The following is a 15,161-nucleotide window of genomic DNA, read 5'->3' on the forward strand; positions in this document are numbered from 1 at the left end:
AGGTTATATATTTCTTAACTAAGCGAATAATGAATTATGAAAGAAAATTAAAATATGATGTAAATCAATTACGAAATCGAACTACCCAAAAGAGGTAGAACAAAAGAGGTAGAAGTGGCTAAATTTAAGCCATAGCAAACGAATAACCGTAGGTTAGATAAGGTTCAAAGCGATTTAATAAGCAATTAAACACATAATTAAGATTGTTGTAATATTTCACAACAGACTAGCAACAACGTAAGTAAATGACAATCATTTTCATTTGTAGTCATAATTACAATAATAAGCGACTAAAGCATGATGCGTTCATGAGCAAGTGTGTATAAATATGAAAACCTTAGTGATGAAATACTTCCCGTTCACTATTTAAATCCCCTATCAAAACTTACACACGTAACCATCGCTCAGAACCGTTTACTGGCTTAACCAATAAATAGTGTGCAGCAGCGTTTTCTTGTATACGACGATGTCGACAGCTCCCCCACGCCTGCACGTAGTGCAAAAACCGGTTATACGAGATACAAAGAGATGAACTATGAGCTTTGAGATTGAGGTGCCCAATTGATAAACAGAAGACAACGGAATTTAGAAAAGTCGATAGATAAGAATACCAGATAGCAAAAAGGCCAGCATTTCTGCTGGCCTTTCAACTTGAATGATGGAGGCGCCTCCCGGAGTCGAACCGAGGTCCACGGATTTGCAATCCGCTGCATAGCCACTCTGCCAAGGCGCCTTCAATAGTGTTTTAAGAGAACAACTCTTTTGATTCCTACCCCTAAAGATAACAACCAAATAGATGGTGCCCCGGGCCGGACTTGAACCGGCACAACGCGAACGTCGAGGGATTTTAAATCCCTTGTGTCTACCAATTCCACCACCAGGGCACGCAATTCTTTATTGCGATGCCGATTACTGAAAAGTAAAACACCATCTTAACGTCGAAATGAGTCAACATTACAAAATTTGGAGCGACACACGAGGTTCGAACTCGTGACCTCAACCTTGGCAAGGTTGCGCTCTACCAGCTGAGCTAGTGTCGCATTTTCATTATTCAACTCTAGATATTAGAGAGATAATGGAGGCGCCTCCCGGAGTCGAACCGAGGTCCACGGATTTGCAATCCGCTGCATAGCCACTCTGCCAAGGCGCCTTTAATAGTGATTTAAGAGAACAACTCTTTGTTCAGCACTCTACTTAAAAAGTAGAAACTATATAGATGGTGCCCCGGGCCGGACTTGAACCGGCACAGCGCGAACGCCGAGGGATTTTAAATCCCTTGTGTCTACCAATTCCACCACCAGGGCAACGCAGTAATGCATGCCTATTACTGAAATAGAACACCATCTCTCAGCGACCTAAGCCGCGAGAACGAGGTGTACTTTAACGGATGGAAAAATTTCGTCAACAATAAATTTTATCTTTTAATTCAAGTGATTAATTATCACACTTTAGAGAATAAATTTAGCCCACCTTGTATGGTTCTTATACTTGCCCTTCGTGTTTAATAGAGTGTTCGGCTCTGAGTTAACGGTTTGAAACACAGTTATCTATCTGCCCTTTTCGTAGTATCAAAGCATTCAATTCGTATTTTCATGTGTTTTTCATATTCAACGACTAGAGTTTTAAGTAACTCTTACTATAGTTTAAAGCTGTGAAATCACTAAAACGATACCAGTATGAGCGCTATGCCGTTCTTTGTAATCTCGCTTACTCTCGTGGGTTCAAACAAACTCGGTATGGGTTTGCTCCAAACGGTCAGAGAGTCATCAAGAATCAGTTTGGTAAAACCATGATCCGCGTGCTGTGGAGTAAAGACAAAGATGAGGTAGTGGTCGTCATAAAAGGGTCGCACAGTGTTTCAGACTGGCTGCTTAACTTTGCTCTATGGACAAGAAGCTGCAAAAGAATTGGACTTAACTATGGAGTTCATGCGGGATTTTATCATCTGATGTTTCAAGAGAGCCAGCCGAGTCGAAATGAAGATAAGTTAGGTTTGAACGTGATCGAGCGGTTGGAAACGATTCTCGCGCCCTTATTAGAACAAGGCAAAAGAGTCGCGATTACTGGGCACTCTTCTGGCGGTGCGATTGGTTGTGTCTTTGCGGATTATTTTGACAAGAAATACCCGGGTTGCATAAAACGTATCGTGACCTTTGGGCAACCTGCTATTGGTGATTGGAACTTCAAGAAAAATTATCGCTTGAGTAAAAAGACCTACCGCATATGTTGTGACATCGACATTGTAACCTTCATGCCGCCGGTACCTTTACTGTATTGGCACGTGGGAAAGATCCTTTGGCTTTATAACGGGCGTATCTATGAAAGTACACCGACTTTTATTCGCTTAGGGCGATCTCTCTTTAGTTGGTTGATTAGGCCTTTCTCTTATCACTTGATGAGTAAATACATACGTAATAAAGACTTCTTTGATCAGCACTGAGACTCGCTCACCACCATAAAGAAAGAGCACAAACTTATCACGGTCTGTGCTCTTACATTTTCTCGTCTATCCTATCGCGCTTTAGTTGTTAAAGCTTGAATCGAGATAACTCTTGCTTCAAATCATTCGCTAAATGGCTAAGCTGATCTGCCTGGGATACTGCATCCGTCGCATCAAGCGCCATAACGTCACTCACTTCACGAACAGATTCAGTATTCGCGTTAATTTCCGCTGTGACCAGTGACTGCTCTTCAGCAGCAGAAGCAATCTGAGTCGCCATATCACTGATAACTTGAATCGCTTCACGGATTTGAGCGAGGCTCTCTCCTGCCATATCAACATCATGCACGCTTGTCTCCGCCATATCGTGACTTTGCGTCATCACTTTAACCGCGCTATTCGTCGCCTGCTGCAAACGCTTGATCTTGTCTTCAATCTCTTCTGTTGATGCATGAGTACGCTGAGACAGTACTCGAACCTCATCCGCTACAACGGCGAAGCCACGACCTTGTTCACCAGCCCTCGCGGCTTCAATCGCAGCATTAAGTGCAAGTAGGTTAGTTTGTTCAGCTATCTCGCGTATCGTTGCTAAGATAGACGCAATTTGTTGTCCATGCTCTTCTAGCTCGCTAATAATAGATACAGCGCTCGTCAGTTCAGTAGCAAGCTCATTGATTGATGATTGGCTTTTTGCCATCTGTTGGAAGCCTTGCTCGCTTAATTCAACTGAATGACTCGCGCTTTTCGCTGTATTGTCCGCGTTAGAAGCGATCTCAGCCGTCGCTGTCGCCATTTCAGTTACCGCTGTTGCAACCATCGTAATTTCATCTTGCTGTCGACTTACGCTATCACTACGTTTTAGAGCACTCTCATTAGCATGCTCAGCACCATCATTCATTGCTGTAGAGACTTGGGTAACGTTAGCCATCATTCCATGCAGTCGATCGACAAACACATTAAATTTATCGGCCAATTGACCAACCTCGTCTTTACTGGAGACTTGAAGGCGTTGAGTTAAATCACCCTCACCCTCTGCGATATCAGCGAGTGCTTCGCTTACTCGTCCTAGCTCCACCAACTGGCGAGCAACAAACCAAGACGTTGCCGCAGCCATCACAATCAGAACAATCAAACCCGTGGTGATCTGACTGACCAGCATTTCAAACAGAGGTTGTTCCAAAACATCTTTATCCATCTCAATCACAAGCAACCAATCCGTACCACTAATTGGCTCCGCCATGATCACTCGTTCATGACCATCTACTTGGGTAAAGATCGTCGTTAGATTCTGGGCTGCACTGTTTAAACCAGCAACACTCAGCTCTGGAGCGATGTCATTCACCTGCTTAAGAATAAAGTCTTCGTTTTGGTGAGCGACAACCGTGCCTTGTTTGTCGATAAGGATCGCTCGACCATTTCCTGGAACCTGGATAGCTAATACGTCTTTAATCAGCTTGTCCAAGGCGAGGTTCGAAGCAACGACACCAATAATGGACCCGTTCTCGGTAACCGGATCGGTCAGTGTAACCACGAGCGCCTGCATCGTAACGCTTACATACGGCTTGGTTGTGACGGCTTTGTTTTGCGCTAACGTCTCTTTATACCAACCACGAACTCTTGGGTCGTACCCTGCTTTATTGAGAGAAGGATCATGACGGAACATCTCCCCGTCTTTATTGCCGTAATAACTCAATCCAAAGCCACCAGATACAAGGGTTTGACGTAAGTGCGGGACAATATCTAATGAAGGGTTAAGTTGAACTTGTTGTTGAAGACCATGTACGGCTTGTTTCTTATCGTAAAACCAATCACTGATCCCTTTTGCATGGGCGTTCAGCGTGTTACGACTTTCACTCTCTATAGCCTGCCAGCTGTTACTTTGAAACGTCTTATAACCCATAAAAAGAAGAATTGCGGATGTAAAAGCAATCGCCAAAACTACAGAGAAAACCATTTTCCTCTTTAGACTAAATTGCATATTAAGAACCTCTTATAGAACAATTAAAGAAATATAAAGAGAAATCCTATCACCCATACTCATGTTTTTATTAGGGTCATCCCAAAAAACAATGAAACAAATTGAGCATTATGTTTAATTGTGACTTTGATTTATTTACTGGTTTATCAACGATAAAGATTATTTAGCCACAAACAAAAGCGAGTTGTAGAAAACAAAGGAAAAGTAAAAGCAGAGTGCTCAAACAGAGCAGATAAGACGCCAGATACGAAAAAACCAGTCACTAGGACTGGTTTTTTATGAATGATGGAGGCGCCTCCCGGAGTCGAACCGAGGTCCACGGATTTGCAATCCGCTGCATAGCCACTCTGCCAAGGCGCCTTCTATAGTGTTTTAAGAGAACAACTCTTTTGATTCCTACCCCAAAAGGTAACAACCAAATAGATGGTGCCCCGGGCCGGACTTGAACCGGCACAACGCGAACGTCGAGGGATTTTAAATCCCTTGTGTCTACCAATTCCACCACCAGGGCACGCAATTCTTTATTGCGATGCCGATTACTGAAAAGTAAAACACCATCTTAATGTCGAAATGAATCAACATTACAAAATTTGGAGCGATACATCGGGTTCGAACCGATGACCTCAACCTTGGCAAGGTTGCGCTCTACCAACTGAGCTAGTATCGCATTTTCATCCGTCAGCTTTCTAAAGTGAAAGAGAGAATGGAGGCGCCTCCCGGAGTCGAACCGAGGTCCACGGATTTGCAATCCGCTGCATAGCCACTCTGCCAAGGCGCCTTTTTATTTCAACACGTTAGGGACCAAGTAAGCCACTCCGCTGTGTTCGAGTGCCTACTTTACGGATTAAGGAGAGATAGTCAAACAAAAAAGTGAATTTAAATTCTGTTTGCTGACATTTAAATCAAATTGCTGCTTGTTCGATCTTTTCAGCTAAAAAACACACAGCAAAATGGTTTAAATTAATGATTCGCGACCTACCACTTCTTCATGAAGCGACCAACCAAGCTCGGGTGATATGCCCAACAATGATCAAACATGCTCATCAATTGAGGGTTGCCGTACTTAGAAAGGCTCACTGCATGGAAACGGTTTTTATGTTCCTTCAGCTTTTCTACCTGAGCGATCATCTCGTCAGACTGCTTAGGAGCAATAAAGTCAGACAGCACGATTAAATCAGCATTCTTGTATTTGTCACCTGTCATTAAGTCGATCGATTTCATCAATACAGGTTCCAAATCTGTGCCTCCGTGGAATGAGTAACTCAAGAAGTCACTCGCTTCACGTAAGCCATCTTGCCTTGTTAGCTCGTAAGTAATCTGTTCTGAAGAGAAAAGGATCACGTAACAGTCCCTCTCTTCCGCCAAAGCGATTTGCATTAGCGCATAGGCCATTGCTTTAGCGGATTGCTCAGGAAAGCCGCTCATAGAGCCAGAGGCGTCGACACAAACAATAAACGGCCCCTTCTCGATATCAACGTGTTTACTATCTGGCTTTTGTGCCTTAACTTTACGCAACGTACGAGACTTACCTTTGGAGCGATAGCTCAGTAAGCGTTTATCCGCCAAGTGCTTGTAGAAGATAACTTCGAGCTCTGGGTACGCCAAGAACATAGTCTCGTTTGGCAGCATCTTGTTGAGATCATCGCTTTCATGAATCCCGACGATATCATCAACGGCTTCATCGCTTTTCTCTTCTACCATCTGCAGTTCTTCTACAGGAGCCTTATGTAACGAGGGATCGTCTTCCATGCCCGCCATACGGCCTAGCTTCTCTGCTATCTCTTGCAGACCTTTGTGTTTATTTAAAAACTCTGCGTGACGCTTCATTACAGTTAAATCTGTTTTACTTAACTTAGCAGAAGCCATATCCCACAAACGTCCTACGCTTCCCTCATCACCAGATTCCGTCACTTTATCCATGTTTTTCATGGTTTCCATGCGTTGGTAGAGATCCGCTAAAACTTTCTCTTTGCTGGTTTCCAACTCTGTTACTTGAGCTTGCTTGATGGCATCTGACAACGACTGATACCACTGATCACAGAAGTAGTGCGGGAACATCGCATTGTAAACACCCTTGTTGTTTTCCATCAGGCGTCTAGCTTGTAGGTAAAACGCTGAGTGCCACTCCAATTTTTTGATGACACTATCAATCTCATCAAAAAACTGGGGCTCATCCCAGTGAATTACTTCTTGGTAAAGTGCGATTTCTTCTTGGAATCGGTCGGTCTCACACACCTTAGTGACACGTTTTTTTACTTTGCCGCGCCATTTCACTAGGTGGTTTTTAACCGACGTTTTAACCCCTTTATTCTCGGCAGCCATCATCACTTGAGAACGGGCGATGAGATCATTCATCGCCGTATCAATGATGCCTGAGTCAGCAACCATTAAAGCAAGGTTTAAACCGTCTGCTCCTAACATACTTGTCCCCTCTACTCGAAGTACTGACTCATAAATTTAAGACGCTGAGCAATCTTGCTGCTCTTCACTTTCGCAGTCTCAAGTTCTTGTGTTACCGCTTGCAAACTTGACTCCATCGCTTTTGGTAGCTCTGGGTCAATATAGTTATGAGGAAGCGCATCGTGGAAATCGGTGCGCACACGTTTCAGCTTGAATTCAGCTTCGTTTAATTGCTCAAGTGCTCGTTCAGCACCACTCAACCATTTACTGTAAAGCTCTTGGTCCAAACCATCAGTTGTCACCACACTCACTAATACCGAGCGATTCGCGATGTCTTTAATCACTAGTTGGTTCGATGCATCAAGATCCAACTTCAAGCGACACAGATTCTTATTTTCGTTTACGTAACCGTAAATATCTCCGTGCCCTTCTTTAAGCACACGGTCGAAGTCATCTTTCGCTACGTAAACCCAGCGGCTATCACCTTTCTCTGATTCTGACACTGACATGTTGCTTTGCAGCAGAACTAACTTCACTAAGTTGTAAGCACTGCCGACGCTGTACGTCTTCGCATTTTTAATATCGTTGTGGTAAACGTCTTTACGTAGAAGGCCGCTGGTTGTTTCCATAGAGAGCGAAACAGAAAGTGTTGCTTCAACTTCGTCTTGGATATCTTCAAGCTCTTCACGTGACATTTCAATTTGAGCTTTAGACTCTTGTTGATCGAAAGCTCGATTCAACGCAAAGTCTTTAACTACACTACGAACCACATCTCGTGATTCAGGGCTGTGCCACAAGCAATCTTGCAGTAAAAGAATATCGAGCGGGTTGACGCTGTCACGACCACTGAAGAACGCACTCGCCTTCAGCAGTTTCACAGCTTTCTTCCAACGTCTATCTGAAACATACAAATCAGACTCAGAAGTTGAACCCTGCTGCTTAACCGTCTCTTCTAGCATGGTTTTCAACTCATACAGCTTGTTGAACGCGTTGTCCGTCAGTTCAAGCTTATCGAGTTCTTTTTGCCACTGGTGATATTCAATATCAGTAATCGCCAAACCCTTCGGGATCTCAGCTTCTTGAGAAGTACCCGCAGTGAGCATCGATTTGAAGTTTTGTTTGTTCTGGATTCGGTTTACAAACACGCGCACAAGCATGCGGTCATAAAGAGCTTCTAGGCCGCTGTCTTCATCTGGAAGTTCATTAGATGCTGACACCAATAAGCGCATTGGTACGCGTTCAATATCGCTACCATTCTTGAACGTTTTTTCGTTCACAACGGTAAGGAGTGTATTAAGGATCGCAGGGCCAGCTTTCCAGATTTCATCAAGGAAAACCACTTGAGCCGTTGGTAAATAACCTTCAGTCAGCCTTACGTAGCGACCATTGTCTTTTAATTCTTGGATACTTAAAGGACCAAACACCTCTTCAGGCGTAGAAAAGCGTGTCATCAAATATTCAAAATAACTGCTGTTATCGAAAGCTTGGATTAGCCGTTTAGCGATAAGACTTTTTGCAATGCCTGGAGGGCCCAGTAGGAAAACACTTTCACCAGCCAAAGCAGCCAGTAAACAGAGCTTAATGGTATCTTCTCTTTCATAGACACCATCAGACAGAGCATGCGCTAATTTGTTAATTCTTTCAGAGAGTAGCGCCTTGTCAGCATGTGAAGAAATAGAAGGGGTCATGCATTACTCCGAAAATCTTTGGACAATAAAGAGTGTAGATTTGTTTTTATACATTTGTTAGCACTTTGTTACAAGTGTATTTTATTATTGAGTTGCATTTATATCAGATGGTTACGTCAGTAATTTCGATGTAATCATAGATTGCAAATTTGAGAGTAGAGTCACGAATGGAGTGAAATTTAATTCAAAACTATGCCTAAATTTTCTTTTATTTTCGACACCATAGGCGTTATGGTGGAGCACGTCTTTCGAATACGAAAAATTGGCAAGGAATGTGGCCAGACTGCATGAATAAAGTTATCCATCAATGGAAAAGTATATCTCTCATAGAAGAGAACGTGACGCTCCCAACAAACGTCGTGGTAAAACATACAACAATTAACCACCCAGGTGCCGCCGTTATTCTTCCTATTACGTCTTCTGGAAAAGTCATTCTGATCAACCAGTTTCGCCCTTCACTCAAAAAGTGGCTTTTAGAACTGCCCGCAGGCACGATGGAAGTCAATGAAACACCACTTGAGTGTGCTCAGCGTGAACTAGAAGAAGAAACCGGTTATAGCGCAGAGTCATTCCAAAGTCTGGGGCAAGTTACCCCACTCGCTGGCTTCTGTGATGAGATTCAGCATTTGTTTGTGGCAAAACAGCTCAACCTCACGACCCGCTATGAATGTGATGAAGATGAAGTAATAGAAGTGATCGAACTTAGCTTAGAAGAACTACACGATAAAATAAGAAACGATCAAATCACCGACACCAAAACTATCGCTTGTTTAAGTAAAGCCCAACTATGTGGTCATCTATAGCTATTTATATGACTACCTAAAGTACTCTAGGAGAAAAACATGGACTTTCGTTCTGATACCGTAACCAAACCTTCACAAGCTATGCGCGAAGCAATGGCGAACGCAGCTGTAGGTGATGATGTATACGGTGACGACCCAACCGTAAATGAACTTGAGCAGTGGGCTGCCAACGAAACAGGTTTTGAAGCAGCAATGTTCACCTCATCAGGTACTCAAGCAAACCTGCTTGGCCTAATGGCACACTGTGAACGTGGTGACGAGTATCTTTGTGGCCAACAAGCACATAACTACAAATATGAAGCTGGGGGTGCGGCGGTACTTGGTTCCATTCAACCACAACCGATCGAAAACAATCCTGACGGCACACTAGACTTTAAAAAGCTGGCCGCTGCGATTAAACCCGATGACAGCCACTTCGCTCGTACTAAACTATTAAGTCTAGAGAACACCATTAATGGCAAAGTACTTCCGATGTCTTACTTAGCCGAAGCTCGCGAATTCGTAAACCAGCACAGCTTACAAATGCACCTAGACGGCGCGCGAGTATACAACGCAGCTGTTGCATTAGATGTCCACATCAAAGAGATCGCACAATACTTCGACTCAATGACTATCTGCTTGTCGAAAGGTTTAGGCGCTCCGATTGGTTCATTACTACTCGGTAGCAAAGAGTACATAGCGAAAGCACGCCGCCTACGTAAAATGGTCGGTGGTGGTATGCGCCAAGCGGGTATTCTTGCTGCAGCAGGAAAAATGGCGCTGACAGAAAACGTAGCTCAGCTCAAACTTGACCACGAGAACGCGAAAAACTTGGCTATTGGCTTGAGCAAGTTGGAAGGCTTCTCGGTTAACCCTGACTTTGTTCAAACGAACATCGTATTTGCGAAGTTAGACGAGTCGGTGGATATCAACCGTATCGCAGGTGAACTTAGCGAACAAGGTATTACAATGACACCTGGTAACCCTGTACGTTTTGTTACTCACCGCGACATTAGTGCGGAAGATATTTCTAGATTCTTAAATGAATTACAAAAAGCGCTGACAGTCTAATACCATAATCAACCCTTAACGAATCGTAAAATGCCACGCAATATCGTGTGGCATTTTTTTACCATCAGTCAGTTAATACTTATTCCGGTTTAGGTACTACACGCATGTTGTCCATATAGTAATCAGGAATAATACGAGGGTAAAATCTATCCTCTAAACACTCATAAAGGAACTCGTCATCATTTCTGTTTTGCGGCGGTAAACCACATACTTTAATTGCGCGACCATTATTGACATATTCTTGCTTTTGGTTATCAAAAATCTCTTCAACAAAATAGAATTTATTGCCTTTGACTACGCCACCATAACCGCGGTCAAACATACTTTGACTTAGAGCGAAGCTCGCGACTTCGTTGTTATTCAAGTTGCTATACACTTTCAACTGGTAATGGCTAACATCAGCATCAAATAATTGATCTTTTGAAAGGACTAATTCTTGTTTTGCAAACATAATATTTCGATACACGATAGCACCACTATCATGCACTAAAGTCACACGATAACCCATGATGTCCTGACCATATACCCTTAAGTCCACACCACTTATCGCTTGTAAGCCATTAAAAATCCACTCCCAAGGGTTGATTGCAGAGGGAAGAATTTGATAAAGCGTCGTCATCGCAGTATTCCCGCCGCTTAGATCTTCAACAATCGCAGAACCTTCACTTTGATCAAGTAACGAACCTACTGTAATAGGGAAGGATTGACTACGGAAATTAGGAACATACACACACAGCTCTTCAAGCGTAATGCCATTAGTAAAACCACTACCTTCAATCTCGTCACTATTACATAAATGACGCTCTGACTCCCCCTCGACCACTTTAGGTATGTGTTTTACAACCGCATTCACAGCACTCGCTAAATTGAATGTTTTCCCAATATTGGCCAGCTTAAAGTTCGTTGTAACAGCCTTATTCATTGCCTGAGAGGCAGAGTTTACAAAAGTCGCCCCTGTAGGCCCTGTAGTAATTTTGACTAATGAGTTAAACAAACGACGAATGTTAGGAACCATCGCCTTTTTCCAAATTTCAGAGTTCAAATTAACATCCGACACGCTCTTCTTCATCACTTCCCAAGAGATTGGATCGATACCCGCTGGTTTTAAATCATTATTTACTTGGTCTTTTGAAACAAACAAATTAGATTCATTCTGCATAATAAAAGAGCGGAGGTTGGAAAGAAATTCAATAACAGAAACACCCTGTTCACCCGGTGAAAAATACTCAGTTGGATATAGAACCTCTGAGTTACCCGTAGGAACCGTCTCAAGCCCAAACAACATCACCTCCGAAAGACTTACCTCTTTGTAGGCTACGTACGAGTTGTTCCAAGTTTTAACTATCGGGGTAGTGGTACACTCCGCACACCTAACTATGTCTCGAATTACATCCTTTAAAAGCTTGTCTAACTCCCTTTCAGCAGTAGTCATCGATAACTTTTCTGAAAGATATTTTTGTATAAACAGTAGCTCTTGATAATGGATTTTCTCTGCTTTTGTTGGCTTTGGTGACGAGAAATCTATTTGCTCAATTTCAGCATCATGAAAGCGCTTTGCTTCATTATCATACTGAACGAACAATTGTTGTTTTGCACCGACAAAATCTAGCCCTGTTTTACTGCTATTTTCATCCAGCTCTTGGCGAATGATTGTTTGTAGTTCAGGGTTAATACGAGCGTCCATAATGGACTGCGTGTCTGCGATAATAGGGCTAACATAACCCTGATCTCCATGATGAACATCGGCAAGAACGATATTAGTATTACTAATCATCTCGAGCTTGACATTAAGATATTGTTTCTTAATTGGTTCTTGCTCTTGATACCAATCCGAAGAAACCGAATCGTATTTTTCTTTCAGATAATCCTCACAAGGCTTCTCTTCCGAACGGTAAGTTAAGCAATTCTTCGAAAGAACCAACTGAAATAGGTATAGGGAGTCATGGTATTTAGGATCCACTTGGTCATAAAACACCGTTTGAACAACCGACGAGTGATTAACGTCTTGTGCAAAAGAGGTATTTGACAAAAGCGCGCTCATTAATACGAACGGCAAAGCCTTAGATATTTTCATGTATTTTTATTCTCGCTGAGATTTTGTGTTTCGCCGCTAATAATAAAAATGCCAATAAAAATATCATTCGAATTTAATGATAAAACAATCAAAAAACTATGAATAGAAGGCCATCTGCCATATTAATAGTAAAAATATATTTTTGTGTTCTTATGTTAAAATAAATGATTAAAAGTAAAATAACCCAAAAGCAAAAAAGCTATGGTCAACAAGCCATTGGTTAAAAAACTCTCAACTTCCCATCAAAGTTCTTCTCTATGCTCCCTAAACTTCAGCTAAAATCATGTTAGAGGACCATTAAAGACGGATCTTTATCGTCCCTTTATAGATATGGCTTTACACGCCCTATTGAACCCTTACAATGTGCAGCAACTATATTTATCAAGGTTTATCTCTATGTCTATTCAATGGTTTCCGGGTCACATGCATAAAGCCCGCAAAGAAATCGAAGAAGTTATCCCACAGGTTGATGTGATCATCGAAGTACTGGATGCGCGTATTCCGTTCAGTAGTGAAAACCCTATGATCTCCTCACTGCGCGGCGATAAGCCTTGTGTAAAAGTGCTGAACAAACGTGACCTTGCGGACCCAGAGTTAACTGAACGTTGGATCGAACATTTCGAGAAAGAGCAAGGTGTAAAAGCTATTGCAATTACCACCAGCGTTAAAGAAGAAGTAAATCACATCATGGAGCTGGTTCGTAAGCTCGCACCACACCGTGAAGAGATTGGTAAGAACATTCGTACTATGATCATGGGTATCCCTAATGTGGGTAAATCAACCATCATCAACTGCCTAGCAGGACGCACAATCGCGGTGACAGGTAACCAACCTGCGGTAACTCGTCGTCAACAGCGTATTAACCTACAAAATGGCGTGATCCTATCTGATACCCCAGGAATCCTTTGGCCTAAAGTAGAAAACCCGCACAGTGGTTTCCGCCTAGCGGCTACAGGCGCAGTAAAAGATACAGCGATGGAATACGATGAAGTAGCATTCTACACCGTTGAGTATCTTGCGAAGCAGTACCCTCACCTACTGCAAGAACGTTACCAAATTGAAGAGCTGCCAGAGTCTGATATCGAGTTGATGGAAGCCATTGGTCGTAAGCGCGGTGCACTTCGTGCTGGTGGTCATATTGACCTTCATAAGTGTTCTGAGATCTTACTGCATGAACTTCGTAACGGCACTTTGGGTAAAGTAACTCTAGAACTGCCAGAAATGATCACTAAAGAGTTGATCGAAGTTGAAGAAGCCGCTGCACTGAAAGCAGAGCAACAAGCTAAGAAAAAAGAAGAGCGTCGTAAACGTTACTTGAAGAACAAGCGTTAATAACGATTAATCACTCTCATATATCCCTCTAAACATGTTCACGTTCTATTCCATGTAGGACGTGAATATTGTGCACCTCCTTTGTTGATCTAGCTAACATACTGACAAATCAATAAAAATGCTCGTTTACAATCATCAAGACTGTGACATACTACGCAAATTATTGTGTATCAATTACGGCTAGCTTCTCAATGCGCTCTTATACCGGGTTCAAAAATCAGCGATTTAAAACCTATTTCGACAACGAAATTTATCTGCCGTACATAAATTTCATCTATATTCCGATCTCAATATTCTGCGCTTTTATTGTCACTGACTATATTCACTTCGGTACGGAATGCGTTACACCAATCATCTTGCGTATTCTCCTGTTCTTGATGATGATGGCCGTTGCTCGTTACTGCATCAAAAACAAGCCTAACGTTTTAGAGTTCGTAGAAAGTACCTTTCTTGTTATTAGTTCTCTGTTTTTGGTCTTTGTTGGCCGACTCGCTATTGATTTAGGGAACTTTGACTACCAAGGTGGCATCATTCTAGTGATGATCTACATAGGTACTTTTTCTCGATTGTCTGCCAAATACAGCATTACGACGCTTTCATTTATCTTTTCCGCATACCTGATCGGCCTATCTCCCCTACTATACGCAGCAGAACCTACTCACGAAATTGAGACCATTTCGGTTTACTTATCTGGCTATGTCTTAATTTCTGCAGCCTGTATAAGGCGTGATTTAGAAGTACATAAACGCTTCGCACAGTCTGAACAGCTTCGTAAACAAGCGATACAATTACGTAAACAATCGAATATGTTTGAAGCACTGTCTTATAAAGACGCGCTTACCGGTTGCTACAACCGACTCTACTTACATCAAGTTATTGAACCGAGCATTAACCGTAAACAGTCGATTACATCGATTATGATCGACATTGACCATTTCAAAGCGATCAACGATACCTACGGCCACCAAATGGGCGATCTAGTTATTAAAGAGTTGGCCATTGAGATTCAGAAAAGACTGCCACTTGGAAGTAACTGTTTTCGATATGGCGGTGAGGAGTTTCTGATACTGGTTCAAGGTGGAACTAAAGCTTCAATTCAGACGCTTGTAGACTCTCTACTGGAGTGCCCTTCTCGCCTTAGACTAGAAGTCACAATTTCAATTGGTGTCAAACACGCTTCTCAAGCTCTAGGTTCCGTAGAGCAACTCATTGATGACGCAGACCAAGCACTCTATATTTCAAAGAAAAATGGGCGGAATCAAATCTCTTGGTCTGATTAGTTAGAAGCTTAATGTCATCTGATTATAGGACGAACGAAAAAGCCCCAAGCGTCTATAATACTTGGGGCTTTATTTATATTCTCAATCGCATAATTAAGCCATGTCGAACAAAGCGT

General features: G+C 42.5%; 9 protein-coding genes and 9 tRNA genes. 5 read left to right on the forward strand and 13 right to left on the reverse strand.

The features are described 5' to 3' along the window. Positions 1-659: 659 nt before the first annotated feature. The 5 genes from BTO10_RS03095 to BTO10_RS03115 all read right to left on the reverse strand — a co-directional run bounded on the left by BTO10_RS03095 (position 660) and on the right by BTO10_RS03115 (position 1,304). A tRNA-Cys gene (locus tag BTO10_RS03095) sits at positions 660-733 on the reverse strand. A gap of 64 nt (positions 734-797) precedes the next feature. Continuing rightward, positions 798-884: transfer RNA gene (locus BTO10_RS03100), tRNA-Leu, on the reverse strand. A gap of 80 nt (positions 885-964) precedes the next feature. Continuing rightward, positions 965-1,040: transfer RNA gene (locus BTO10_RS03105), tRNA-Gly, on the reverse strand. 36 nt (positions 1,041-1,076) lie between these two features. Then, positions 1,077-1,150, reverse strand: a tRNA-Cys gene (locus BTO10_RS03110). A gap of 67 nt (positions 1,151-1,217) precedes the next feature. Then, a tRNA-Leu gene (locus BTO10_RS03115) sits at positions 1,218-1,304 on the reverse strand. Between the two features lie 347 nt (positions 1,305-1,651). Between BTO10_RS03115 and BTO10_RS03120 the strand changes: the two genes are divergently transcribed. After that, the gene (locus BTO10_RS03120) at positions 1,652-2,440 is read left to right on the forward strand and encodes a lipase family protein (protein ID WP_105023542.1); all 789 of its coding nucleotides are present in this window, start codon (positions 1,652-1,654) and stop codon (positions 2,438-2,440) included. An 88-nt stretch (positions 2,441-2,528) separates the two neighbouring features. Here BTO10_RS03120 and BTO10_RS03125 read toward each other — a convergent pair whose 3' ends face one another. The 7 genes from BTO10_RS03125 to BTO10_RS03155 all read right to left on the reverse strand — a co-directional run bounded on the left by BTO10_RS03125 (position 2,529) and on the right by BTO10_RS03155 (position 8,506). Next, positions 2,529-4,418, reverse strand: a complete 1,890-nt coding sequence (locus BTO10_RS03125; protein WP_445656367.1) for a methyl-accepting chemotaxis protein — start codon at positions 4,416-4,418, stop codon at positions 2,529-2,531. A 286-nt stretch (positions 4,419-4,704) separates the two neighbouring features. Further along, a tRNA-Cys gene (locus BTO10_RS03130) sits at positions 4,705-4,778 on the reverse strand. Between the two features lie 64 nt (positions 4,779-4,842). Beyond that, positions 4,843-4,929 (reverse strand) — tRNA-Leu (locus BTO10_RS03135). Between the two features lie 80 nt (positions 4,930-5,009). Further along, a tRNA-Gly gene (locus tag BTO10_RS03140) sits at positions 5,010-5,085 on the reverse strand. Between the two features lie 37 nt (positions 5,086-5,122). Next, positions 5,123-5,196 (reverse strand) — tRNA-Cys (locus BTO10_RS03145). A gap of 197 nt (positions 5,197-5,393) precedes the next feature. Then, positions 5,394-6,839 (reverse strand): ATPase RavA stimulator ViaA, encoded by a 1,446-nt coding sequence (gene viaA, locus BTO10_RS03150; protein WP_004740142.1) that lies wholly within the window; start codon positions 6,837-6,839, stop codon positions 5,394-5,396. An 11-nt stretch (positions 6,840-6,850) separates the two neighbouring features. Next, positions 6,851-8,506, reverse strand: a complete 1,656-nt coding sequence (locus BTO10_RS03155; RefSeq protein WP_004740141.1) for an ATPase RavA domain-containing protein — start codon at positions 8,504-8,506, stop codon at positions 6,851-6,853. Positions 8,507-8,793: 287 nt separating this feature from the next. Between BTO10_RS03155 and BTO10_RS03160 the strand changes: the two genes are divergently transcribed. Next, positions 8,794-9,309, forward strand: coding sequence for an NUDIX hydrolase (locus BTO10_RS03160; protein WP_105023544.1), 516 nt, complete (start codon positions 8,794-8,796; stop codon positions 9,307-9,309). A gap of 39 nt (positions 9,310-9,348) precedes the next feature. Then, positions 9,349-10,359 carry a low-specificity L-threonine aldolase gene (gene ltaE, locus BTO10_RS03165; protein WP_105023545.1) on the forward strand — a complete coding sequence of 337 codons (1,011 nt, stop codon included), beginning with the start codon at positions 9,349-9,351 and terminating at the stop codon, positions 10,357-10,359. Positions 10,360-10,438: 79 nt separating this feature from the next. Here the strand turns inward: ltaE and BTO10_RS03170 are convergent, their stop codons facing one another. Beyond that, positions 10,439-12,433 (reverse strand): hypothetical protein, encoded by a 1,995-nt coding sequence (locus BTO10_RS03170; protein ID WP_032554239.1) that lies wholly within the window; start codon positions 12,431-12,433, stop codon positions 10,439-10,441. A 396-nt stretch (positions 12,434-12,829) separates the two neighbouring features. Here BTO10_RS03170 and ylqF point away from each other — a divergent pair, with 396 nt between their 5' ends. Both ylqF and BTO10_RS03180 read left to right on the forward strand, forming a co-directional pair. Continuing rightward, a complete protein-coding gene (gene ylqF / locus BTO10_RS03175) occupies positions 12,830-13,765 on the forward strand; it encodes a ribosome biogenesis GTPase YlqF (RefSeq protein ID WP_004740137.1) in 936 nt (311 codons plus the stop codon). Positions 13,766-14,019: 254 nt separating this feature from the next. Further along, positions 14,020-15,045: a GGDEF domain-containing protein gene (locus BTO10_RS03180; protein ID WP_105024234.1), complete on the forward strand. Its 1,026-nt coding sequence runs from the start codon at positions 14,020-14,022 to the stop codon at positions 15,043-15,045. Positions 15,046-15,161: the final 116 nt, after the last annotated feature.

It is taken from the genome of Vibrio chagasii (genome assembly GCF_002954585.1).
In the GTDB taxonomy this organism is placed as follows: Bacteria; Pseudomonadota; Gammaproteobacteria; order Enterobacterales; family Vibrionaceae; genus Vibrio; species Vibrio chagasii_A.